A 22,528-nucleotide genomic window follows, 5' to 3' on the forward strand; every position below is an offset into this window, starting at 1 on the left:
AATCCCGGTTTATCCGCGTCAAAGGTCGTTAAGGCCGCGCTGATAGACTTCCGCACCTTCGACGGCGCCGAGCTTCGGCGCCCCTCAGGAAAGAACATGTCCAACGCTACTTCCCAGGATCGCGCCCTGGCCCTGGCCACGCTGGCCATCCACGGCGGCCAGTCGCCCGACCCCAGCACCGGCGCGGTGATGCCGCCGATCTACGCCACCTCGACCTATGCGCAGTCCAGCCCGGGCGCGCACCAGGGCTTCGAGTACTCGCGTACCCACAACCCGACCCGCTTCGCCTACGAGCGCTGCGTGGCGTCGCTGGAAGGCGGCACCCGCGGTTTTGCCTTCGCTTCGGGCATGGCGGCCAGCTCGACCGTGATCGAGCTGCTGGACGCCGGCAGCCACGTGGTGGCGATGGATGACATCTACGGCGGCAGCTTCCGCCTGTTCGAGCGCGTGCGCCGCCGCACCGCCGGGCTGGATTTCAGCTTCGTCGACCTGACCGACCTGGCTGCGTTTGAAGCGTCCATCACGCCGAAGACGAAGATGGTGTGGATCGAGACCCCGACCAACCCGATGCTGAAGATCGTGGACATCGCCGCTGTGGCCGCCATTGCCAAGCGCCATGGCCTGATCGTGGTGGTCGACAACACCTTCGCCTCGCCGATGCTGCAGCGCCCGCTGGAGCTGGGCGCGGACCTGGTCCTGCATTCGGCCACCAAGTACCTCAACGGCCACTCGGACATGGTCGGTGGCATGGTGGTGGTTGGCGACAACGCCGAACTGGCCGAGCAGATGGCCTTCCTGCAGAACTCGGTGGGTGGCGTGCAGGGCCCGTTCGACAGCTTCCTGGCCCTGCGCGGCCTGAAGACCCTGCCGCTGCGCATGAAGGCCCACTGCGCCAACGCGCTGGCCCTGGCCCAGTGGCTGGAAAAGCACCCGGCGGTGGAGAAGGTGATCTACCCGGGCCTGCCGTCGCACCCGCAGCATGAACTGGCCGGCAAGCAGATGGCTGGGTACGGCGGCATCGTCTCGATCGTGCTCAAGGGCGGTTTCGAGGCGGCCAAGCGTTTCTGCGAGAAGACCGAGCTGTTCACCCTGGCCGAATCGCTGGGCGGCGTTGAAAGCCTGGTCAACCACCCGGCGGTGATGACGCATGCGTCGATCCCGGTCGCGCGCCGCGAGCAGCTGGGCATCAGCGATGCACTGGTGCGGCTGAGCGTGGGTGTTGAGGATCTGGGGGATCTGCAGGTGGATCTGGAGCGGGCGCTGAGGGTTGCCTCTGTATGATGGGACGCCGCATCGAACTGATGTTGAGCCTGGCCGGCCGCGACATCAAGACGAAGTACAAGCATTCGCTGCTGGGCGCGCTATGGGGCGTGCTTGTGCCGTTGATCATGCTTGGCATCTATACAGTGATCTTCGCCACCATCTTCAGTGCCAAGTGGAAAGGCATTGAAGTGCACAGCAAGGTCGACTACGCCGTGTTGCTGTTCATTGGCTTGATCGTCTACAACTTCTTTGCAGAATCATTGACGCGAGCACCTACGGCGGTTCTCAGCAATCCCAACCTGGTCAAGAAGGTAGTCTTCCCGTTGGAGGTACTGCCGCCCGTGGTGGTGTTGTCATCGCTGTACAACGCTGGTGTGGCCACGGTCGCGCTCGCGGTGTTCCTGGCCTTCAGCAGCTTTGGCCTCCATTGGCAGATGATCCTCCTGCCGGTCCTGATTCTGCCGTTGCTCATGCTTACGATGGGCGTGGCCTATCTGTTCGCGTCTCTCGGGGTGTTCTTCCGCGATGTTGATCAGATTGCCGGATTGCTGGCGCGGGTGCTCCAGTACCTGACACCTGTGCTTTATCCATCGATCATTTTTCCCGATGTGATCGGCAAGTGGATGCGGCTGAGTCCGCTGGCTGTCTATGTCGAGCAGACCCGCGCGCTGATCGTGAGTGGCACATTGCCGGATTGGCCTTCCTATGGCTGGGCCGTCGCTTGGTCATTGGCCATTTTCTTCATTGGTTTCTGGTGGTTCCAGCGGACCCGGAGGGCGTTTGCCGATGTCGTCTGAAGATCTCGTGATCGATATCGAGAACGTCAGCAAGGTGTTCAACATTTTTGAGAAGCCTTCTGATCGACTGCTGCAGATGCTGTTGCCACGGCTGGGGCGTGTTCTGCCTGTTGGTAGCTCGTGGACTTCGCGTCAACGTGGGCGTGAGTTCTGGGCGCTGCGTGATGTCAGTTTGAAAGTGAAACGGGGCGACGCGGTCGGCATCATCGGTCGCAACGGTTCAGGAAAATCGACGCTGCTGCAGATCATCGCCGGCACACTTGCACCGACAAGGGGCAAGGCCAAGGTCAATGGACGGATCGCTGCGCTGCTTGAGCTGGGAAGCGGGTTCAATCCGGATTTCACCGGGCGCGAGAATGTCGTGCTCAATGGCATGATTCTTGGCCTGACGGAGCGTGAGGTGATGCAACGCTTCGATGCTATTGCCGCCTTCGCCGACATAGGCAGTTTCATCGATCAGCCCGTGCGCACTTACTCCAGCGGCATGATGCTGCGGCTGGCATTTGCAGTGCAGACCCAGGTCGAGCCGGACATCCTCATCGTGGATGAGGCCCTGGCTGTGGGCGACGCGCTCTTCCAGAAGCGCTGTTTCCAGCAGATGGAGGCGCTGCGAGCCAACGGTTGCACCCTGCTCCTCGTCTCCCATGACCAGGAGTCGATCAGGACGTTGACCGATCATTCGATCCTCCTGAGGGACGGCACCGTGCGGGTTGCGGGGCCGTCATCGGACGTGGTCCTCGAATACAGGAAGCAGCTGCATGAGGATGAGCGCGACTATTACGCGTCGGTCAGTGCGCAGCACCTGCAGTTTGCCCAGAAAATTGTTGACGCGCAGGTGGCTGGCGAAGGGGCCGCGGACGTAGAGGGCCATGAAGGTTCTGCGATCTTGGGTGCCCGCAGCGACAAGTTGTCCTTCGGCGACTATGACTGCGTGATCGAGCGGGTGCGCGTGCTCGACCAGCGCGACGAGGAGTGCGCCTACTTCCTGCCGCAGGACAAGGTGGTCATTGAAGTGACCGGGCGCCCGAAGCGTGACATGGACCGACTCAACATCAATGTCCGGCTTCGCAACAAGGAAGGGGTGAAGCTCTACTCGTGGGGTACTTTGAACCAGGATGTTAATGCGTGGGCCGAGCGCGGACGGGATGATTCAGGGGTGTGGAACATGATGTTCCCGGCGGACGTTCCTTTCGTGGTGCGGTTTACCTTCGATTGCGCCCTTGGCATGAACTTCTATGAAGTCCAGGTTTCTGTTTCAGAAGAAATCGAGCAATTTGGCGGAGCACAGCGCATGCTGCATTGGCGTGACGAGGCGGCCTTCTTCCAAGTGGGCATGAGGCAGAAGGAATACACATTCGGTGGTGTCTGCGATCTCCGCATGCACGCGGAAGTGGCCGGAATTCAGCGAAATACGGAGAAACTGTGATGCAAACAAGCACGAATGTTCCCCGTTCCGCGTTGTCCCCCGCGGCGTTGCGCGTCGGAGTTCGAAGACTGTATGACTGGTTGGCTGCGGGTCCGGTTGCGCTGCTCGGAAATTCCGAGCCGGCATTGGCGCGCGGCCTGCGGCAGTGCGGATATGAGGTGCTTGATGGAGTGGAAGGCGCAGCGTCTGCGGTCCTCGTTGTTGATCATGCAGATGTTGGCTCCGCCGATGAGTGCCTGCAGTCATTGCTGGCGGATATCCGTATACCCGTATGCCTTCTGGTCGGGGGGGGGGCGGCAACCAACGTAGCGCGTGCCCAGTGGGAGGCAGCGGCCATCCGCCAAGAGTGGCGCAAACATCCGCAGAACGAGCGCGTAGCGCCATACGGTGAGTTGGATCGTGTCAATGGGTTGCTGTTGATGGCGTTCGAACGCGTGCCCGACGCAGCCATTGCTGCCTATCCTCTGAGCGCGCTTGTGGAAGAGCGCGATCTGCATACGGACATGACTCGCGAGGCTGGGCGACGATCCGATGCGCACATGGCCCGCTATGCACAGGCTGCGCAGTTCATTCGACCTGGGGATCGCGTCATCGACGTCGCATGCGGCTTGGGGTACGGCTCCTACCAGCTTGCCCACAATAGCCAGGCGGCCTCGTTCATTGGACTTGATGCCAGTGACTATGCGGTGGACTACGCCAGTACCTGTTTTGCCCCTGATGCCCCGGTAGAGATGAGCTTCGTTGTCGGCGATGCGCAGGATCTGTCGGGAATGGCTGATGGTTCCGCGGACTTCGCGGTATCTGTGGAGACGCTGGAACATCTTCCTGAGCCTGATCGACTGCTGGCGGAGCTGCATCGGGTGCTCTCGCCGGAAGGGCGCTTGTATGCAAGCGTGCCTAATGACTGGTCGGACGAAACTGGCGAGGACCCGAATCCATTTCATTTCCATGTATACGACTGGCCGCGACTCATCAACCAGTTCCATCGGAATGGTTTCGTTATCGAGAGGGCGTGGTTGCAGGATGCCGGAGGTGGCCAGAAGCGGCATCTGTCGGTGCGCTCCATGCTTGAGATCGATCCGCACGCAGGTCCAAGCTGCGATGGTGAATGGCTGCTGGTGCTCGCCCGCAAGACCGATGCGGCAATGGAAACGGGGGACGATCCGCTGCGTCCGTTCCGCGAAATGCTCGCCAACGGACAAACTGACGCCGCATTGCATGAACTTGAGGCCCATTTCGAAACGGGAGAACCGCTGCTCCAGGCCCGCTCGCGTGCGGCGGCGGCTGTGCTTGCGACAACCACTGGGACGCTGGAGTCCGCTGCTGCGCATTGGGAGCATTGCCGGACAGCGGCCCGTGAAGCATTGGTCGAGCCATCCATCGAGGCCGAGGCGGCCGCGCTTCTGCATCTTGCCGCGGCCCAGCTGGCATTGCCAACGCATCTACGCTTTGCTCGATTGAAACTTCTGATTCGGATCCGAGCCCCGATCATCTGCGATCTGCTCGGCCCGGAGCCCGCATTGCTGGGCGACAACGATGATCGCGCCGTGTCCGCGGGCATCGGGGATGGCAATGGGCAGTCGAGCCTGAGTGCTGGCGATGTACAGCAGCTTGTGGATGCCAAGCGATGGCTTGATGGCAAGTACCACGAGCAGCAGAAGCATATTGCCGAACTGGAGCAGTACAACGTCGAACTCGAGGCTGCTCGCAGATGGCTGGACGCGCAGTACCACTCACTGACGGCAGAGGTACAGCGCCTCGGACAAGCGTCTGCTGCTGCGTCCGGCGATAGCAGGTAGCAATCGCCATGAGCGCGCCAGATTCATCAATGTCCTCCGCGCAGCCGGCGACTACTCTGTTACCCGACGGATTGGCGGAATTCTGTCTGCGGATCTGCGGGCCGGGCCGGGTAGTCCTGTTCGGCGCCGAGATGACGATGCTGACCGCGCCGTTGCGCAGGGCAGGCTGCGAAGTTTCCACGACTCAGATTGAGGCGGATGGCGAGCGCCCGGAATGGATGGTCGCTTGGGCGCAGACCGATGCATTGCGGTCCGAGGCGCTCGGATCTGACGTTTCCACGTTGGTGCTGGTGGGCGGTGCAGGCGCAGACGTGCCCGCCTGGCGGGAGCAAGCCTGTGAGCGTGGATGGGATCTTCACCCCGCGATCTTCACCATGCCTGGCGTTCTTGGCAGCGCTGCCTTGTTGGTGCTTGCTCGGAGCGGGGTCAGATCGACCTCCGCCGATACGATTCCGCATGCCAGCTTTCACGGTTTAGCGGCCGCCCTCGTACGTCCTGGTGATGCAGTCATGGCGACCGAAGCCGCTGGGGACGGCGTATGGCGGATCGTGCAGCAGCAATCACGCTGCCGCTGGTTGGGCGTGCTGGCATCGCGACCACCCGCCCCGTCGCAGCCCGGCCTCGAATGGATCAACCCTGCGCGCTGGCCGGAGTTCTCCGATTTGCTGGATGTGGTGATCACGCAGATGGCCGTCGATGCCGCGGACTGGCACGGGCTGCTGCGGAATGCACATGCTCCACTGCGGCGAAGCGGGCGGCTTGTCCTGCGCGTGCCGTTGGCGCATGGACTCGATCCGCTGTCACATTTGGTGACTTGCTTGGAAGAGTTGGAGCTGGTGGTGGATCGCGCGTGGTATCAGCGTACTGCCGGCCGGACTGGTCTTGAGCAGTTCCACGAAATTGACCGCGAGACTCCGCTCGCCACTGCGCGCGGGGAGAGCGCCGACGCAATTGTGCTGCTCGCGGTGAAAACTGGCGGGCGAGGGGTCACGCAGGACCCTTCCGCGCAGGTTCCCAACATCATCGCATTCCATCGCGACTATCAGGACGCAAGCGTTGTCCGCTTGATCGTTTCCATGGGGGAGCGGATCGAATCACCGGTGCTACGCCGGCAGCTTGCCCGCAGCGTACTCGACTCGTCGTCACCGACTTCCGCCGATCACGGTGCTGCCCTGTGCGTACTGCTCTATGACGCGGAAGCAGCCGCCGGAGACAAGCGTGAGGTGTTGCTCGCTGCCGTCTGGCACTACATCACCGAGCCGGCTGCCAATCCTACGGTGCTGCGCTGGCAGGTTTCCCTCGCCTTTGCCGCCGCTCAGCTCTACCAGGCCGATGGCAGGCTGGAAGAGGCGGCTGAGCTCTATCAGCGTGTCCTGGCATTCGATGTGCTGGCCTTCAGCCCGCTGCTGGGTACCAAGACCACCGCCGCCGCCGCAAGGTTGGGCTGGATCAGGTTCGGCCAAGGCAACGTCGATGCTGCGCGCATGGCATGGTCCCGCGGTCTGGACGAGGCGCGGCGGCTGTCCGCTCAGGCGGACTGGTCCGAAGTCGTGGCTGATCCTGCGGCGCCGGAGACATTCTCGATGCCGGAATTGGCCGTGGTCATGGATGAAGCCGGTGGCCTGGCGACTGCGTTGCGGGTAACTGCTGAGTCTCCACTGCGGCCGGGGATTGCTTGGCAAGGGGGAAACCATACCTGGAAAGCACAATTGCAGGAGGCGCGCACGGAACTGCGGCTTCAACAGGAGTGGATTGGCAAATTGCAGGTTGCCAAGGACTGGCTCGACGGTCAGTACCGCCACCTCAACGCCGAGTTGGAGCGGCGGGAGGGGGGGGAGCGCGTACTCGAGTCACAGTTGCTTGTGCTCGCTCAAGATATGGACGAACTGCGTTCGGATCTTCAGAGGCATCGAATCGAAAGTGAAACGCTGCAGGAAGGAAAGGCATGGCTGGACGGGCACACTGCACGTCTCGCCACCGAGCTAAGGCGACTGATGGCGCAGCACGAAGAGCTCTCGTCTGCGAAAAACTGGCTGGATGCCCAGTACCAGAGTCTGAGTCTTGAGCTCGACCAGCGCCTGACGTGGCAGCGCCAGCTGCAAGAAGGCAAAGACTGGTTGGAGCAGCAGTACTACCGGCTGCATGAGGAGTTGGCACTGCGTACCGAAGAGCTTCAGGCATCGCAGTCCGAGAATGAAGCCAGGGCGGCAGAGATCGTGGGCCTCCGGGCCGCATTCCGCTTTGCGCATCTGCATGCGGAAGCTGAATGGGCGGGGCTGCAGGATGAGCTCCAGCGGAGGCGGGAGGAGCTGGCGCAGGTGCACAACGCGTATCAGCGCCAATCAGCTGCACTGGACGACAAGATCGCAGCACACCGGAAGCTGGAGGAGGCAGCGCGTGATCTCGCCGCAGCAACCGGGCTGATTATCGGCAACTCACCTCAGCTGCGGTTCCCGGCCGAGGCCATCGCAGAAGAGATGACCTCGCTCGCGTCAGCACTTCAACGCATGCCGCTGAAGTCCGTGGTACGCACGGCATTGCGTTTGCTTACCAAGCTGCTCGATTGGAGACATCCGCGATGATGGCTGAACTTACCGTCGTAGTGACTTTCCATCGCGAGGGATTGTTTGCATATGCTGCGCTGCGAAGCTACATGCGGTCGCGCCAGCATGCGTCTGCCGCCGGATCGCAGGTGAAGTTCGTGCTGGTATTGGACAATGCAGATGAGAAAACCAGCGCAATTGTGCGCGGGCATCCTGACCTGGAGGGAGATGAGCTGATCCTCGTCACTTCAGCAGGAGATCCGGCGCTGGCGCGCAACCTGGGTATCGAGCAGGCCAGAAGCACCTTTGTCTGCATCCTCGATGGCGATGACCTGATCAGCCGGGATTACTTTCAGCGACACTTGGCCTTTGCTGCGGCAGCTCCAGTTCGGTCCGTTCTTCACGCCGAGGTGGTTGCCAGCTTCGGCAGGGAAAATGGAATCAGTCTGCAGCTTGATCAGCGCAGCATGCCATTTTCGCCGGACGTGCTGCTCCACGCGAATCCTTGGATAAGTGCCGTGTTCGCGCGCCGTGAAGTCTTCAGTCAGATCCCCTACGTCGCCTGCCGGCCAGAAAAGACCGGATATGGCTATGAAGATTGGCATTGGAGTTGCCAGACCGTGGCGGCGGGCTACGAGCATCTGATCGTGCCACGCACGGCCTATTTCTACAGGCTCAAGCACACAGGCTCGGTCAATGCGAGCAGCGCCGCCATGCGCGCCGTCTTGCCACCGAGTGATCTGTTCGGTCGATGGGAGCATTGTTGATGCGGCGTCTGTTCGCTTTGGCGCGTCGTGTCGATGTTCGCCAGCTGCTGCGTAATCCACGAATGGAACTGGGCCGCATCATGGTCTGGCTGGGTCGACGCATTGAACGCGTGGGTCGGAATACCGGCAGCGGGCACAGACCAATGCCGGACTGGCTGCATGAGGAAATGGTGGCGCTGGCGGCGATCGAGCCGGAGCTGTTGAGGGAGGGTGACGAGCCCAGGCGCTTTGGCCACGCTTCGATCCCGCTCACCAACCGCCCGGGCGAGATCTATCGGGAACTGGTGGAGTCTGTCGGCACTCAGTCAGCCAGCCACGTTCTCATCTTGCCATGGTTGGTGCGGGGAGGGGCTGATCGGGGGGCGCTGCATCACCTTCGGGTCTGGGCAGAGGCGCTGCCCGCAGGCAAAGCATTGCTTGTTCTTACCGAGGACGTTGCCTCTCCTTGGCTTGAGCGAGTCCCAGCGGCGGTCAGGGTGCTCCCATTTGGCCGGATTGTGGGCGGCATGGCATTGCCCGGTCGCGTGCAACTTCTGACCCGGCTGTTGCTGCAGATGCAACCGGCGGTGATTCACAACATCAATTCAAGGGTTGCCTGGCAGGCGTTCGCGCAGCACGGGCTGGCGCTGCGCCAGAAGTCAGGGCTGTTTGCTTCCCTGTTCTGCGATGACCGCGATGAGGAGGGGGTTCCAACCGGATTTGCCCGAAGTCACCTGCGCGACAGCTATGCAAACCTGGTGACGGTTTTTTGCGACAATAGTGTCTATCCGAACATCTGGTCCAGGGAGCTTGGTGTTCCTCGACAGCTGTTCAGCGTGCTGCGCTTCCCTTATGACCAGAAGGTTGTCCGGAAGGAGGGGCCGTATCTGATCGAAGGTCCTGCTCGAGTACTCTGGGCAGGGCGTTTTGATCGCCAGAAGCGGCTTGACATTCTCCTCCAGGTCGCAAAGTCAATGCCATCAGTAGGATTCGACGTGCATGGGGTATCCGAACTGGGCCGTCCGGATCCTGCAGTCAAGGAGATCAGAGGATTGCCCAACGTAGTCCTGAACGGTTCATTCGAACGGTTCGACGACATCGTGCGTCCCACGCATGCGGCGCTGCTTTTCACCACATCATGGGAAGGATTGCCGACACTGCTGCTTGATGCTGCGGCCGCGGGTCTGCCGATCGTGGCGCCAGCAGTCGGGGGGATCGGCGATCTCCTCGATGCTGCTTGGTTGGTTGATGATCCCGATGACGTTGCTGGATTCGTGGCGAGGTTGAAGGACCTGGGACATGATCAGGCGCTGCGTGAACAGCGTCGGATCGAGCAGTACGCCTCGCTATCAGATGGTCGGGACTGGAGCACCTTCGTCAAGACACTGCAAGACATACCGTTCTACCTGCCGGAACTGCCGGCAGCGCCTGACATATCTATCGAGCAAGGAAGAATTCAGTGATTATTGGACGAGGCCTGGTTGCCAAGGCCTTCGCCGGCAAGTGGCCGCAGGACGGGGCGACTGTGATCGTTGCTGCAGGGGTGTCCAACTCCGACGAGCGGGAGCAGGCTGCATTTGATCGTGAGAAGCGTCTGCTGGATGAGGTGTTCACTTATCCGCAAGCGCGCCGGGTTGTCTATTTCGGAAGCTGCGCAGTTGGCAATCCGGACGAGCCGAGGACTCCCTACCTGCGGCACAAGACTTGGATGGAGTCTCGGGTGCTGGCCGATGAGCGTGGCAGGGTGTTCCGGCTTCCACAGGTGGTTGGCGAAGGAGGCAATCCACATACGCTCACCAATTTTCTCAGCCAACGCATTCAGTCTGGTGAGCACTTCGAGGTGTGGGTACGCTCTGAGCGCAATCTGATCGATGTCGAAGATGTGGTGACCCTGGTGACCCATGTGCTCTGTCACCCCGAGCAGTTCCCGCGGATGATGCCGCTCGCAGATGCCCAGTCGACCCGTATGCCTGACATTGTTCATTGCATGGAACGTGCGCTCGCGAAGCGCGGGAACTACAGCATTCTTGAGCGCGGTGCCGCGTTTCCGATTGATACCACGGACTGCCTTAGGGCCGCCAGGGCTTGCGGTATTCACTTTGGCCCAGGATACCTGGAGCAGCTCGTGGAGAAGTACTATGGCGTCGCCAAGAGGGTTCGAATCTAGGAGGAATGGCCATTCGCGTCAGGACAGGTCCCCTAGTATCATGAAGATCGTTAAGTACGCTTAGAATTCAGTAGATTGGGGCGCAAATGAATGCGAAGAGGACGCGGCGAGCTGTAGTGCCGTCGAGCCGCAGGAGCGGCAAATGACCAGGCCAGCGCTGAGCGCCATCGTCACTTTCCATGGAGAAGGAATCCTTGCGCACACCTCGCTGCGCTCGTACGCGCTGTCCCGCAAAGTGGCGCGGGAGCATGGGGTCGAGGTTGAACTGGTCCTGGTGCTGGACAACGCGGACCACCAGACCCGCATGTTCGTGACCGAGCACCCCGATCTGGATGGGACTGAAATTCTTGTCGAGACCCGGCTCGGGGATGCGGCACTTGCACGCAATGCGGGTGTGGCAGCGTGCCGGGCAGACTATGTGTGCACTCTGGACGGTGATGATCTTGTCTCCACCGGCTACTTCCTGGTGCACATGAAGGAGGCCGCTCGCCAGCAAGGGTGCTTCGTTCTGCATCCTGAGATGGTCCTGAGCTTCGGCATGTACAGTGCGTTCAACTGGCAGGTGGATCAGGAGGGAGGTTACTACGATGAGAACGCATTGCTCACTGTGAACCCCTGGATCAGTGCAGCGTTCTCCACCCGCGAGCTGTTCGAGAGCATTCCCTACGTGGCCTGCTACCCGAAGCGAACTGGCTTCGGGTACGAAGACTGGTACTGGAATGCGGAGACGATTGCCCGCGGAGTGGTCCACCGGCTCGCCTGGGGATCGGCTTACTTCTACCGGCGCAAATGGCATGGTTCTCTCAACGAAGCCAGCCACGCATTGAAAACCGTCATTCCCTGCACCTCGCTGTTTGCCCTTGGGCGCAAGCGCGGCAAAGGACAAGGCCATGTTTGATCAACTCACTCATAATCGCTGGGTCCGCAATCGGTACACGCGCCGGGTGGCACACTGGGTCCGCCGTGTGCTTGCCATGCTGTCCGCAAAGTCGACAGATTCGAATGCGTCAACGTATGGCATCGCATCGGCACCTACGATGCCGGTCTGGCTGCAGGATGAGATGCGTGCACTTGCTTCGATAGAACCAGAGTTGCTGCCGCCAGGATCCGGCGTGGAGCGCTACGCCTTCTATTCGGTTCCGATGGATACCCGGCAGGGGGAGGTGTATGCCGCACTATCCGATGCCATTGGTGGAGAGCCGTATACGCATGCATTGCTTGTGCCATGGCTGAAGCCAGGTGGGGCGGATCGGGGAATCCTTTATCACGCAAGCGCCATCGCGCAGAGCGATCCGTTGGCACGGATTCTTGTTCTTACGACTGAGCCCGCTTCGTCGCCATGGGCCTCCAGGCTGCCGGCGCAGGCCCAATGCGTCGATTTCGGGAACATTGCGGCTTCCCTGGATTTCAACCAGCAAGTCAATGTAATGGTGCGTGTACTGCTGCAGTTGCGCGCGCCGACGGTTCATCTTGTGAACTCCCGTGTTGGTTGGGATGCAATCCTGCGCCACGGGCTGGCGCTGACCCAGCACTCGCGATTGTTTGCTTCGCTGTTCTGCGATGACTACGACCAGCGGATGAATCCGGTCGGTTACGCGCGTGACTATCTGCGCTACTGCTACCCGCACCTTTCCACGGTAATCTGCGACAACTCGCGTTATCCGCAGATATGGTCGCGTGAGCTGGGCATTCCTCGTGGTTCCTTCACCTTCATCCCGTTCCCATATGACGGTCGGGTGGCCGAATCGTGCGGACAGGCGATCTCTGCGGACGGTGCCAGGCGCGTGTTGTGGGCCGGCCGTCTCGACCGGCAGAAGCGCCCGGACATCCTGGCAGCGATCGCTACGCGGATGCCTGACGTGCACTTCGATGTGTACGGTGCACAAGTGATGTCTGGCGCAGCGGTGCAGGATCTCTCCCAGCTACGGTCTCTGCACAACGTTACTCTCCACGGCGAATTCCAGAGGCTTGAGGACGTGGCAACCCCTGATCACTTTGCCTATCTGCACACGACGGCGTGGGAAGGGACGCCGACCATCCTGTTCGATGTAGCCGCGGCGAGACTGCCGATCCTCGCACCGCAGGTGGGGGGGATCGTGGACTTCCTCGCAGAGGAGGATATGGTCGAGCGTTATGACGACGTGGATGCATTCGTTTCGCAGCTAAGACTACTGCAGTCCTCTGCTCAACTTCGCAGCGAGCGCGTCCAGCGACAGCTTGAATCGCTTCGCCGGAATCGCCGCTGGGAGGACTTCACCGCATCGCTCGAAGCCCTCGATGGTTACCTGACTGCCCGGAAGAGAAATGCGTCGGCAGGAACGGAAAGAGAGATCAACGCGGTGCACGTGGCGCGTGGTTGAGATCGTGACGTGAAGAGAGCGCTTGGCCGCGCTCTCGGCGCGATTTCACGGGTGTTTCCGCAATGCAGTTGGAGCCCCGCCCGGTCGCAGTCCGGACGCCGGGCTGGTTCGAGGCTGATCGCCACGTCCGCTAGATCTTTCAACAGAGTTTTCGTTGAGTCGGCCACGCAGTAGCCGCTGCTGATCCTTCAGATCGGGCCTCTTGCCCAAGAGTTCAAGCGCCAGGCGAAGAGGCTGTGCTCTGGCGAGACCGGCTTCGTCACCCTGGCCACAGCTACAAAAACCAATGGACTCTTGGCTGAAGCAGTTTCGGGATCGGCGCCAGCACCACGATAGGCAATGCCTGCAATGAACGTGGTGCTTCCGTAACAGGCTGCTTGACTGATCGCGTTCTGCGTCGTCTGTTGCGAGGGCGGGGCTGATTGCTCGAGGCCTCGCCCGCCGAAGAGCTGGAGAGCAGCTTTCAGAGCAGCCTCAGTTGCCTTCCCCAAGATTGAGATTGGTGAGAGTGCGTAGTCCGGTGCTGGAATATCCTGGCCCAGGGGCCGCGGCGATAGAGCTCCGTTGATTGACGACGGTGGTATCGGGTGCTCGTCATTCTCGCGTCGCATCGATACCCATACGGCGGGTTGCTCCCAACGCCGTCTCGGCGCAGATTCAAGGAGACGCCGAGTCCGCAGGAGCACGCTTCGTGCGCCTGTCACTAGGAGGGCGGACTTGGAGTATCAGTCCGCACGCAGAGTCCCGTAGCGCCGGACCGGCGCTGGCTTCCATCAATTCCCACAACCGGTATTTGGTCCTAGGCGAGTCCCACGAAATGATTCAAGTGTTTCGGGCCGTCCCGGCCGACCAGTTGCTGCGAACTCTCTGAGCTCCGGTTAGCAGTCGAGTTGACCAGCTGGTTCCCTGCAGATGCAGGCGAGCTTCCAGAAAAGCTGTAATCAGGAGTACTGAACCGGCTATTTCGACCGTGAAGTAGTACTTGAAATGCGATCCTGGAGCGAAAAGTACCATTGCTGGAATCCTGGAAAGAATCAGCACAGCCGCCAGGCTGCTTGCGGGTGCCCATCGGTAGGCCAGTACCACCAAAAGAAGCAGTACCAGTTCCGGAATGAAATTCCACCACAGGAACGACCCCTTAAGGTGCATACCCTGGTATTGCGTGGTCGAACTTAGGGCCGCCATAACAGATTCGCGGGAAGGCCCAAGAGTCCCGAACAGACTGCGCACATGCGACATCGGTCGGCCGTCGGAATAGTAGGGATTGGAGGCGTTCAAGGTTGACCAGTTCCCTGCGATGTCACCCTCGACAAATGTGAGCGTCCTTGGGCCGAGGCCAGAGGCATACCCTGCTGTCATCAGCTTTGCAGAGACGAACTTCGCCGGGTTTTCGACAATCAAAGTAGTCACCGCAGCCAGGAAGCCCTGCTTCTGTTCTTCTGTCGCATTGGGATTCATCGCCTGGTCCCAGTACAGCGGGATCTCCTGTGGAATTGATCGTTCGACGACACGGTCATATGGAATGATGGGGTCAACGGCAGTACGAGCGGCGCCAGGCGTGCTTTCGTAATAGGGGCCCTGTACTAGCTGGCCGAGCGGGTTAAGAGCCAATGTCAGTTGATATCCCCAGCGGTTCTGCCATTCACCCAGAACCGATGGCAGCAGAAGACTGCAGACCAGCAATGGAGCAGCGAATGCAGAAAACAGCAGCGCTGTGGAGCGCGGACTGTGGAGTACCTTGATCAGAACGATGGCCATGGCAATGAATGCCGGGAGCAATCCATCGGTCCGGACCACTAGGCCCAGGGCGGACAGCAGGCTCAGCGCGACTATGTAGCGCGTAGATGTCCAGTGCCGATCAAGCAGGTAGTTGAGCAGCACCAATGCCAGTGCGACCTGGATCATCGCGAAAGGCACGTCTCGACTCAGCAGCAGGCTCGTGGATACGAATGCAACCGATGCAGCCAATGGAAGATGCAGGACGATCCTGGCGATAAGTCCGCCACCCAAGCGCCGGACAGTCCAGTCGGCATAGGCTAGCAACATCGCGGCCATGAGAACTTGAACCAAGCTGATCGCCCAGTATTTCGGAATCACTTGCAGGACAAATTGATAGCCGACCGGGGTCATGAACCCAAGCCAGCTATCGATGGGGAAGTTGAGTCCATACAAGTAAGCCGAATAGGTATCCGACATCAAGATTCCTGGCCAGACCAGTGCCAGTGCGGCACCGAGCCACATGGCCCAGGCCAGGAAGACCAGTCGCGACGCGGTATCGGCGAGTAGGAAAAGTCGGAAAGACAGCAGCAGCGCAATGGACGCCGTTCCAGCGCCAGCTAGGCGAAGAAAAAGCACTTCCGTGCCGCGCCCATTCATTCCAAACCAGTCCGCTGACCACGCTACGGCCAGGTAGAGGGCGAAAGAAACTGCAGCTGCACCGAGCTGGCGTGCTGACGGCTGTGAGATCGACATGGCTCTTCTACTGCTGCAGGGAAAGGAATGCGTCCAGTTCGGCGGGAGTTCCGAGTGGGACGACATCGCAGAATTCCAGGACCGAAACGCTGACCCGAGCGTTCTGCTTGATCATCGTGTTGTACATGGGGGCGATGTAAGCTTCTCCGCGCTCAAGCCCCGAACCGCTTGCGCCGAAGTGTTGCTCGTAGGTGCGGCGATACAGTTCCGGAGAGCGGAACCAATAGAGTCCAACTGTCGCCAGCTCCGAAATGCGATGTTTCTCGCGAACCTCCAACGCGAGTCCGTCCTCGCCCAGGCGAACGAAGCTCCAGTGTGTGCCGGGAGCCAAGAAGCAGGGAATATGACCGTCGACATTCCCGCCTGGGGGCTGCATGCTGCCGGGCGAGATGTGTGTGTCTATATTGAAGATCGCAATCGGTGCATTAGCCTGGCAGTGATCAATGGCAAGCAGGGCCGTTGTTGCTTGTCCATTGGTCAAGCCGTCGATCTCGACGATCTCAACATCATCGATGCCCAATGCTTTGCATTGGTTGATGATGAAGTCGCGTGCATGGTCTTCCCGCCGAACGACGAAGACGCAACGAGCGGGCATGTAGCCTTTCAAGCTAATCATTGACCAAGCGAAAAGGGTGGAGCCTTTTGCTTCTATCATGTACTTCGGCACGGTGTATCCGGCCGCAGCGAAGCGCGAACCCAGCCCAGCCATGGTTATCAGCAGAGTCGTCATGGATTAATCCGTGTCCCTGTCGCCATTCAGCAAGTTCCGGATCTGATCAAAGGACAAGTCGCGGAACTCATCGGGCCTGACCGTGCGGTCGTCGACGTAGAACCCGTCCTTTCCTGGCCACGGTTTGGCAAAGTAGAGCTCGTCGTAAGGGATATCCCAGCGCTGCAACCACTCCACCATCTGTGGCGCAGTGACTGCATTGATGCGCCCGAGGTTGCCATCGAACGTCCGCATGTTGCGGGAAGTGCTGAGCGCGATCCGGAAGCCCAGCTCACGATATTCGCGCATTCGGGAAATTATCTCCGGATAAGGCACGAGATCCGAGTAGCTCTCGCCGTCCTTCTTGATCGGACAGAGCGTGCCATCGACATCAATGACCAGTGTTGAATCGTTGCTGATAGTTTTGCTCGATGTCATGAAGGATATCCGTTGCGTTGATCAGGAATGCGAGAACTTTGTGCTTTCTGTCAATGTGCAATGGCAGCATTGACAGGAACAAAGACAATTCGTGGAGGCGGACAAGCAGGGGGTCGTAACCGTTATCGGTGAGCCACTCAAGGAATCTATTCTTTGCGTCATCAATGCCCGCGTGTGCATTGACGATCAAGCTCAGCCGCCCATCTTGGTCAACTTCAAGTCGATATAGATCCTGGTTGATGAAGTCATAGTCGCCGAGGATCGAATGCGAGAGTTTGGCGACGTCGTAACTGGGGTCGGTCCACAGTTCGGCTTCTGTGATGGCGCCCTTGGGGTCAATTAGTTTAAGAAGCCTGCCGTGACGCTCATACAGCATGTTTGAGAAGCATAGGTCTCCGTGCCCGATGCACTCTCGAGACGTGGCTACTGGGACGCTTTGGGTGACCTTGTTGTACAGGTCGGTGTAGCGGGCTGTCAGTTCATCGAACGACGTGTATGGCGTGCCGATGGCAAGCCAGTTCTCCAGCTCGCGGCCCTCCGGCAGTGCGCGCAATTCCTCCATCCGGCGCATGAGCTTGTTCAGATAGAGCTCACGCTGTGTGGCGCTGCAGACCTCGACATCTACCTGACGGCTTGGACGTTCTTGAAGGAACGCGCGCAGCAGGGAAAGCACTTGCTGTAGTTCGGGGCCGGATATGGCGCCATGAACCCATTGCAGGGCTACGTCAGCAACCTGCAGTCTTTCCATCCGATATTCTGCGCCGCTGGCTTCCACGCGCAGGTCATAGGGCATGACAAACCATCGCCGCATCGCTTGAGGAAGCAGGTACCAGTAATCATGCTCGGCAGTAATTTTGCGGGCGTTGGAAGAGCGCTTGCTGATGGTGAGCTCATCGGCGCGGATGTCATTGAAATGGCGGGCCTCGAATGCCCCTGACAGAAGCGACAAGCAGTTCCGGTAGTCATTCAGGTCGACGAACGCATCCGAGCCATCCATGACCACCAAACCAGGAAGCGGCGGCTGGTCCAGACCTTTTATCAGCCTTCCCAGGGATATCCCCGAAGCGCTATACAGCACTGCTTGGTTTCCAACACGAATGTGCGCGTCGATGGCAGCAAGTACCAGGCGCTTTATCAGCGCGGAACCGCTGCCGATATCACGGATCCAAACGCACGCTGGAACCATGAGTGTCCTGCACTCGTTCAGATTCGCTTGTTCTATTGCCTGTGTGAGGTCGCCATCGGAACGGACAACGTGGATATCGCTGCAGCCCACCTCCATTGCTCGAGCCTTCATCCAGCCAAGCAGGGCACTCCGGCGGTAGTTGACCTCGCCGAACCGCCGATGCCCGATCAGGTCACTGACGGGGGGTGATGCCGTCTGGCGATCGTCAATGACAAGGTGCAACGTCATGCTTGTTCTCCGGAATAGCGCTTCTGCCTATGCTCAATGCGGTAGCTGGTCTGCCTGGAGCGGCGCCGTGCCAGCGAGCTGTAAAGGCAATAGATGCTCGATGGAATGGTTGCCGTGGCGAGAGTCAGGGTGACTACGTTCCAGTAGCCTGCGTGCCAAGGTGAGAATGCCGACTGCAGCAGGACGGATTCGAACATATCGATGAAGCCCGCGAGCTGACCAGGTGCAGGGTCGACGTTCATGGCGATAAGGTAGAACGCAGTGAAATCAAGGATCCAGATTCCAATGGTCACCAGGAGCAGAAGAAGGACGCGGCCGCCCATCATCTGCCGGAATGCGCTGAAGGCTGCCTCGAATGTATTAAGCAAGGTCAATGCATGCAGTCCACGCACGCTGCTGGAGCCAACCAGGATGAGCTGACGAAGTTCTGTGGAAGTTGCGCGACTGGTGAGATAGGCGGCAAGTGCAAACAGAAGCACGGTTAGAAGCACCGCAGCGAGCAGGCCGATTGCTGCATCGCTGTATCCGCTCGAAGTCAGAGCCAGAATGGCCAACAACAGGACCGAGGCATCGAGCACCTTTTCGCTGGCATAGGCTGCCAAGCCAGCCGCAGGCTTGCGGGCGAGCCGCATGATGGCCCATGCCCTGGTGAGCTCACCGAGCTTGAATGGAGCCACCGCACTGAGCCAGGTGCTCCATGCATGGGTCGCCGACACATTTGCCAGCGAAGGCTTCTCGAAGATGAAAAACATCACCAGCCGCGACACGCGCAATAAATGAGAGATGGCGTATGCGATCACCGCTACCCAGATTCCAGGGCCAAGGTGGGTGCGGGTCGTCAGCCAGAAGATGGCCAGCCCAAGCGCAGCCGCAGGTAGCACAAGGTCGAGGAGGCGGGGAAATATCCTCACGCCCCCGTCCTCGATTGGTAGATCACCTCGGTCCTGTAATCCGCAGTTACGCGCTGTCGGTGATCCCTGGATAGAAAGGCGCGTGGCCGCAAGGCGAAGGCGCCCAGCAGTGCCAGCACCTTTGATGCCTGGCGGAAAAGTCTGACATTCGAAATCTGGTCGTCCTCCCGCCAAGTGATCGGGAAGAACGTCATGCTGTGGCGCAGGTGGCTGTGAGCCAGCACCATGCAGTAGTTGAAAGTTAGGTCATCCGGGAAGCGCAGATGGAAGCCACCCCTGAAGATTGCAGTACGGTAGCTGTTCAGGCCTGACCCCAGGTCATGCAGCCGCTTGCGAGCCACGAGCGAGAACAGCAGGTTGAACACTTCGTTGCCGAAGGTTCTAAAAGCGGAGTAACCAGGCAGGGTGCTACCGGGCATGAATCGTGCGCCCAGCAGCGCATCCAGATTTACGCTGTCCCCGGACAACACCGGGACAAGATCGGCAATCGACCCCTGATCGTCGCCATGCAGAATCGTTACGCGTTCGAACCCGTTCTCCAAGGCATGCGCGAAGCCCACCTTCTGCGATCCACCCAATCCATAGTTTTCCACGTTGCGGCAGACCTGAATCTCGCAGCTCGTGAACTGACGGGCTGCGTCGCATGCGACCTGAAGCGTCTCGTCGGTGCTCCGGTTGTCGATCACGAGGACACGATCAACAAAGCCAGTCGGGAGCGATTCGAACTGCCTGAGCACACGGGCAATCTGTCGCGCACAGTTATAGGCGGGGATGAAGACAAGGTGTCTGCTCATGCGTCTCTTTCTGATCGCGGCGGGAATAGGTCGTGCAACAGTGTATTTGAATGGCGCCCCGCAAGATGGCGACACCTCTCAGGCAACGGTTCAGGGAAGTTCCGCGCGGGAGCGAACCGAAGGTGCGGTCAATGGCGTCACAGGACGGGAGATATTAACATCACATGAGGGCATCTCCATGATCCTCCGCCCCTGGTTGGCGACCCGTTGGCATGGAAGGCGCGCGACCCGCCTCCCCTGGAATCGCACCTGCCCCGGGTTGGACGATTGCCTTGGCTCGGGGATCCGGATGCCGAGGAGCTATCAGCGCTGTTGGCTCATTTCACTCAGGCCAGACGGAGGCCGGCTGATTGAGTCTCGCAGGCCTGGATCAGGGATTTTCCTTGGCATTGCCGGAATGGAGAAGAAGTCGAGCAACAACGAAGTTGAGGGTCATTGTGAATGGTGTGATGGCAATCTTGAGAAGCGTCTCCGGGCTGCCTGACGTAATGTCGTACAAGCGAGGACCGAACGTGCTCGTCAGCCAAGCCAAGGCGAGCGAAATCAGCATTATGTGAACCGCCTGCCAGGCCAGCCATGCCAGATACTTGAGCCCATCGTGCCCGCCAGCGCCGTCAAAAATCCTCTGGCGGGAAACCAGAAACACGAAGGTTGCCGCGGAGGTATCTGCGATGGCGTTGGCCCATCCCACCGGCAGGTGTACCAGGTGTACCAGCAGCCACAGCAGGCCCACGGCGATTACAAGCCCGGTGCCTGAAACGATGAAGAAGCCTGCGTACTGCTTCAGTAAATTCCGGAAGCCAGCACGGACGCCGGCCAACGGCGTACTTGTCATGGCGCAGTTCCCCGCCGTGCCAGGAAGGCAGGCGCGCGTGCGCGCGCGCCTTCTTCCGCGACCAGCAGAATCCAACTGCCAGCGCACCTCATCAGAGCAATGTCTCCAGCTCCGGCAGGATCGTGAACAGATCCCCCACCAGGCCGATATCCGCAATCTCGAAGATCGGCGCATCGCCGTCTTTGTTGATCGCCACGATCGTGCCGGCATCCTTGATGCCGGTCAGGTGCTGGATGGCACCGCTGATGCCGACGGCCACATACAGTTCCGGCGCGATGATCTTGCCGGTCTGGCCGACCTGCAGGTCGCTGGGCACGTAGCCGGCGTCGACCGCGGCGCGCGAGGCACCGACCGCGGCACCGAGCTTGTCGGCCAGCTGGAAGATGACCTTGAAGTTCTCTTCCGAACCAACGCCGCGGCCACCGGAGACCACGCGCTTGGCGCTCTGCAGGTCCGGGCGGTCGCTGGCACCGGCGGCCAGGCCGATGAAGCGGGTGTGGGCCGGCAGAGCGGCGTCGACGCTGGCCGCTTCAATGGCAGCGCTGCCACCTTGGGCGGCTTCCGGCCACGACGCGGCACGCACGGTGGCGACCACGATCTGGTCGGCCGGGGCTTCCACGGTGATGATCGCGTTGCCGGCGTAGATCGGGCGCTTGAAGGTGTGGCTGCCTTCAACGCTCATCAGGTCGGATACCTGGTTGACGCCGAGCAGGGCGGCCACGCACGGCATCAGGTCCTTGCCGAAGGTGGTCGATGGGCCGAACACGTGGGTGTAGCCCTTTGCAAGCTGCGCGATCTGCGGTGCCAGCACTTGGGCGATGGCCTGCGCATTGGCGGCGTTGGCCACGGTCAGGACCTTGGCGACGCCAGCAATCTTCGCGGCTTCAGCGGCGACGGCGGCCGGATCGGCGGCCAGCACGACCACATCGATGCTGGCGCCGCTGATGGCGGCGGCGGCGCTGACGGTCTTGGCGGTGGCGGCGTTGAGCTTGCCGTCGTGGTGCTCGGCGATGACGAGAATCTTGCTCATTACAGCAACCCCTTCTGCTTGAGTGCGGCAACCAGTTCGGCCGCGTCCTTGACCATCACGCCCTTGCTGCGCTTGGACGGCGCGGCGTACTGGGTGGTCTTGAAGGTGTCGGCGGCTTCAACGCCGAGATCGGCCAGCTGCAGGGTCTCCAGCGGCTTGGCCTTGGCCTTCATGATGTCCGGCAGCTTGATGAAGCGCGGTTCGTTCAGGCGCAGGTCGGTGGTGACCACGGCCGGCAGGTCCACTTCCAGCGTTTCCAGTCCGGCGTCGACTTCGCGGGTCACCGTGGCCTTGCCATCGGCAATGTCCAGCTTGCTGGCGAAGGTCGCCTGCGGACGGCCCCACAGCGTGGCCAGCATCTGGCCGGTCTGGTTGGCGTCGTCGTCGATGGCCTGCTTGCCGAGGATCACCAGGTCCGGCTGTTCCTTCTCGATCAGCTTGAGCAGGGTGCGTGCGGCGGTCAGCGGCTGGATGGCCTGGTCGGTGACCACATGGACCGCGCGGTTGGCGCCCATGGCCAGGCCGTTGCGCAGATGCGCCTGGGCATCGGCCGGAGCAATGGTGGCGACCACGACTTCGCTGGCGATGCCCTTGTCGCGCAGGCGCAGGGCTTCTTCCAAGGCGATTTCATCGAAGGGGTTGGGGGACAGCTTGACGCCGTCGGTGACCACGCCGGAACCGTCCGGCTTGACCTGAATGCGGACGTTGTAGTCCACCACGCGCTTGTACGCGACGAGGATTTTCATCTGGTACGGGGTCCTTCAATAACGGAGAGAGCGTCCGGTCCTCGCACAGCAACCGGTTCGGGGGTGGGATCCCGATTC

Annotated in this window: 19 protein-coding genes; 10 read left to right on the plus strand and 9 right to left on the minus strand. The window is 60.4% G+C overall.

The window, feature by feature from the left end; all coding sequences use genetic code 11:
• The first annotated feature begins 96 nt into the window (after positions 1-96).
• The 10 genes from AASM09_RS02670 (at position 97) to AASM09_RS02715 (ending at position 13,101) form a co-directional block, all read left to right on the plus strand.
• Positions 97-1,281: a cystathionine gamma-synthase gene (locus tag AASM09_RS02670; RefSeq protein ID WP_049427963.1), complete on the plus strand. Its 1,185-nt coding sequence runs from the start codon at positions 97-99 to the stop codon at positions 1,279-1,281.
• Positions 1,278-2,060, plus strand: a complete 783-nt coding sequence (locus AASM09_RS02675) for an ABC transporter permease (RefSeq protein WP_080354981.1) — start codon at positions 1,278-1,280, stop codon at positions 2,058-2,060. The genes AASM09_RS02670 and AASM09_RS02675 overlap by 4 nt, the downstream gene beginning before the upstream one ends.
• Positions 2,050-3,486, plus strand: a complete 1,437-nt coding sequence (locus AASM09_RS02680; protein ID WP_049427961.1) for an ABC transporter ATP-binding protein — start codon at positions 2,050-2,052, stop codon at positions 3,484-3,486. The genes AASM09_RS02675 and AASM09_RS02680 overlap by 11 nt, the downstream gene beginning before the upstream one ends.
• A gap of 125 nt (positions 3,487-3,611) precedes the next feature.
• A complete protein-coding gene (locus AASM09_RS02685; RefSeq protein WP_157804766.1) occupies positions 3,612-5,285 on the plus strand; it encodes a class I SAM-dependent methyltransferase in 1,674 nt (557 codons plus the stop codon).
• Between the two features lie 8 nt (positions 5,286-5,293).
• On the plus strand, positions 5,294-7,867 hold the full coding sequence (locus AASM09_RS02690; RefSeq protein WP_152906555.1) for a hypothetical protein: 2,574 nt from the start codon (positions 5,294-5,296) through the stop codon (positions 7,865-7,867).
• Positions 7,864-8,595, plus strand: coding sequence for a glycosyltransferase family 2 protein (locus AASM09_RS02695; RefSeq protein WP_049427958.1), 732 nt, complete (start codon positions 7,864-7,866; stop codon positions 8,593-8,595). The genes AASM09_RS02690 and AASM09_RS02695 overlap by 4 nt, the downstream gene beginning before the upstream one ends.
• Entirely contained in the window at positions 8,595-10,037 is a 1,443-nt protein-coding gene (locus AASM09_RS02700) for a glycosyltransferase (RefSeq protein WP_157804765.1), read from the plus strand. Before AASM09_RS02695 ends, AASM09_RS02700 begins: the two co-directional genes overlap by 1 nt.
• The gene (locus AASM09_RS02705) at positions 10,034-10,741 is read left to right on the plus strand and encodes an NAD-dependent epimerase/dehydratase family protein (RefSeq protein WP_049427955.1); all 708 of its coding nucleotides are present in this window, start codon (positions 10,034-10,036) and stop codon (positions 10,739-10,741) included. Before AASM09_RS02700 ends, AASM09_RS02705 begins: the two co-directional genes overlap by 4 nt.
• Before the next feature lie 142 nt (positions 10,742-10,883).
• Positions 10,884-11,639: a glycosyltransferase family A protein gene (locus AASM09_RS02710; protein ID WP_049427953.1), complete on the plus strand. Its 756-nt coding sequence runs from the start codon at positions 10,884-10,886 to the stop codon at positions 11,637-11,639.
• Positions 11,632-13,101 (plus strand): glycosyltransferase, encoded by a 1,470-nt coding sequence (locus AASM09_RS02715; RefSeq protein WP_152906553.1) that lies wholly within the window; start codon positions 11,632-11,634, stop codon positions 13,099-13,101. Before AASM09_RS02710 ends, AASM09_RS02715 begins: the two co-directional genes overlap by 8 nt.
• A gap of 822 nt (positions 13,102-13,923) precedes the next feature.
• On the opposite strand, the gene AASM09_RS02720 is transcribed toward AASM09_RS02715, so the two are convergent.
• The 9 genes from AASM09_RS02720 to AASM09_RS02760 form a co-directional block, all read right to left on the minus strand.
• Positions 13,924-15,573, minus strand: coding sequence for a hypothetical protein (locus AASM09_RS02720; protein WP_100451143.1), 1,650 nt, complete (start codon positions 15,571-15,573; stop codon positions 13,924-13,926).
• A 7-nt stretch (positions 15,574-15,580) separates the two neighbouring features.
• Positions 15,581-16,303 carry a glycosyltransferase family 2 protein gene (locus AASM09_RS02725; RefSeq protein WP_049427949.1) on the minus strand — a complete coding sequence of 241 codons (723 nt, stop codon included), beginning with the start codon at positions 16,301-16,303 and terminating at the stop codon, positions 15,581-15,583.
• 3 nt (positions 16,304-16,306) lie between these two features.
• Positions 16,307-16,720 carry a capsular biosynthesis protein gene (locus AASM09_RS02730; RefSeq protein ID WP_049427947.1) on the minus strand — a complete coding sequence of 138 codons (414 nt, stop codon included), beginning with the start codon at positions 16,718-16,720 and terminating at the stop codon, positions 16,307-16,309.
• Complete coding sequence (locus tag AASM09_RS02735; protein ID WP_049427946.1) at positions 16,674-18,134, minus strand: hypothetical protein; 1,461 nt, start codon at positions 18,132-18,134, stop codon at positions 16,674-16,676. Before AASM09_RS02735 ends, AASM09_RS02730 begins: the two co-directional genes overlap by 47 nt.
• Entirely contained in the window at positions 18,131-19,045 is a 915-nt protein-coding gene (locus AASM09_RS02740) for a hypothetical protein (RefSeq protein ID WP_049427945.1), read from the minus strand. The genes AASM09_RS02735 and AASM09_RS02740 overlap by 4 nt, the downstream gene beginning before the upstream one ends.
• Complete coding sequence (locus AASM09_RS02745) at positions 19,042-19,839, minus strand: glycosyltransferase family 2 protein (protein ID WP_049427943.1); 798 nt, start codon at positions 19,837-19,839, stop codon at positions 19,042-19,044. The genes AASM09_RS02740 and AASM09_RS02745 overlap by 4 nt, the downstream gene beginning before the upstream one ends.
• Positions 19,840-20,209: 370 nt before the next feature.
• Positions 20,210-20,674: a GtrA family protein gene (locus AASM09_RS02750; protein ID WP_049427941.1), complete on the minus strand. Its 465-nt coding sequence runs from the start codon at positions 20,672-20,674 to the stop codon at positions 20,210-20,212.
• Between the two features lie 91 nt (positions 20,675-20,765).
• The gene (locus tag AASM09_RS02755) at positions 20,766-21,704 is read right to left on the minus strand and encodes an electron transfer flavoprotein subunit alpha/FixB family protein (protein ID WP_049427940.1); all 939 of its coding nucleotides are present in this window, start codon (positions 21,702-21,704) and stop codon (positions 20,766-20,768) included.
• On the minus strand, positions 21,704-22,450 hold the full coding sequence (locus tag AASM09_RS02760; RefSeq protein WP_014035896.1) for an electron transfer flavoprotein subunit beta/FixA family protein: 747 nt from the start codon (positions 22,448-22,450) through the stop codon (positions 21,704-21,706). The genes AASM09_RS02755 and AASM09_RS02760 overlap by 1 nt, the downstream gene beginning before the upstream one ends.
• Positions 22,451-22,528 lie beyond the last annotated feature (78 nt).

The sequence above is a fragment of the Stenotrophomonas maltophilia genome, from assembly GCF_039555535.1.
GTDB classification, from domain to species: domain Bacteria; phylum Pseudomonadota; class Gammaproteobacteria; order Xanthomonadales; family Xanthomonadaceae; genus Stenotrophomonas; species Stenotrophomonas maltophilia_Q.

Bases quoted from the DNA above. Each gene is read 5' to 3' on its own strand.
- AASM09_RS02670 (WP_049427963.1), top strand. From the start codon at position 97: ATGTCCAACGCTACTTCCCAGGATCGCGCCCTGGCCCTGGCCACGCTG.
- AASM09_RS02675 (WP_080354981.1), top strand. From the start codon at position 1,278: ATGATGGGACGCCGCATCGAACTGATGTTGAGCCTGGCCGGCCGCGAC.
- AASM09_RS02680 (WP_049427961.1), top strand. From the start codon at position 2,050: ATGTCGTCTGAAGATCTCGTGATCGATATCGAGAACGTCAGCAAGGTG.
- AASM09_RS02690 (WP_152906555.1), top strand. From the start codon at position 5,294: ATGAGCGCGCCAGATTCATCAATGTCCTCCGCGCAGCCGGCGACTACT.
- AASM09_RS02695 (WP_049427958.1), top strand. From the start codon at position 7,864: ATGATGGCTGAACTTACCGTCGTAGTGACTTTCCATCGCGAGGGATTG.
- AASM09_RS02700 (WP_157804765.1), top strand. From the start codon at position 8,595: ATGCGGCGTCTGTTCGCTTTGGCGCGTCGTGTCGATGTTCGCCAGCTG.
- AASM09_RS02710 (WP_049427953.1), top strand. From the start codon at position 10,884: ATGACCAGGCCAGCGCTGAGCGCCATCGTCACTTTCCATGGAGAAGGA.
- AASM09_RS02715 (WP_152906553.1), top strand. From the start codon at position 11,632: ATGTTTGATCAACTCACTCATAATCGCTGGGTCCGCAATCGGTACACG.
- AASM09_RS02720 (WP_100451143.1), bottom strand. From the start codon at position 15,573: ATGTCGATCTCACAGCCGTCAGCACGCCAGCTCGGTGCAGCTGCAGTT.
- AASM09_RS02725 (WP_049427949.1), bottom strand. From the start codon at position 16,303: ATGACGACTCTGCTGATAACCATGGCTGGGCTGGGTTCGCGCTTCGCT.
- AASM09_RS02730 (WP_049427947.1), bottom strand. From the start codon at position 16,720: ATGACATCGAGCAAAACTATCAGCAACGATTCAACACTGGTCATTGAT.
- AASM09_RS02735 (WP_049427946.1), bottom strand. From the start codon at position 18,134: ATGACGTTGCACCTTGTCATTGACGATCGCCAGACGGCATCACCCCCC.
- AASM09_RS02745 (WP_049427943.1), bottom strand. From the start codon at position 19,839: ATGAGCAGACACCTTGTCTTCATCCCCGCCTATAACTGTGCGCGACAG.
- AASM09_RS02750 (WP_049427941.1), bottom strand. From the start codon at position 20,674: ATGACAAGTACGCCGTTGGCCGGCGTCCGTGCTGGCTTCCGGAATTTA.
- AASM09_RS02755 (WP_049427940.1), bottom strand. From the start codon at position 21,704: ATGAGCAAGATTCTCGTCATCGCCGAGCACCACGACGGCAAGCTCAAC.
- AASM09_RS02760 (WP_014035896.1), bottom strand. From the start codon at position 22,450: ATGAAAATCCTCGTCGCGTACAAGCGCGTGGTGGACTACAACGTCCGC.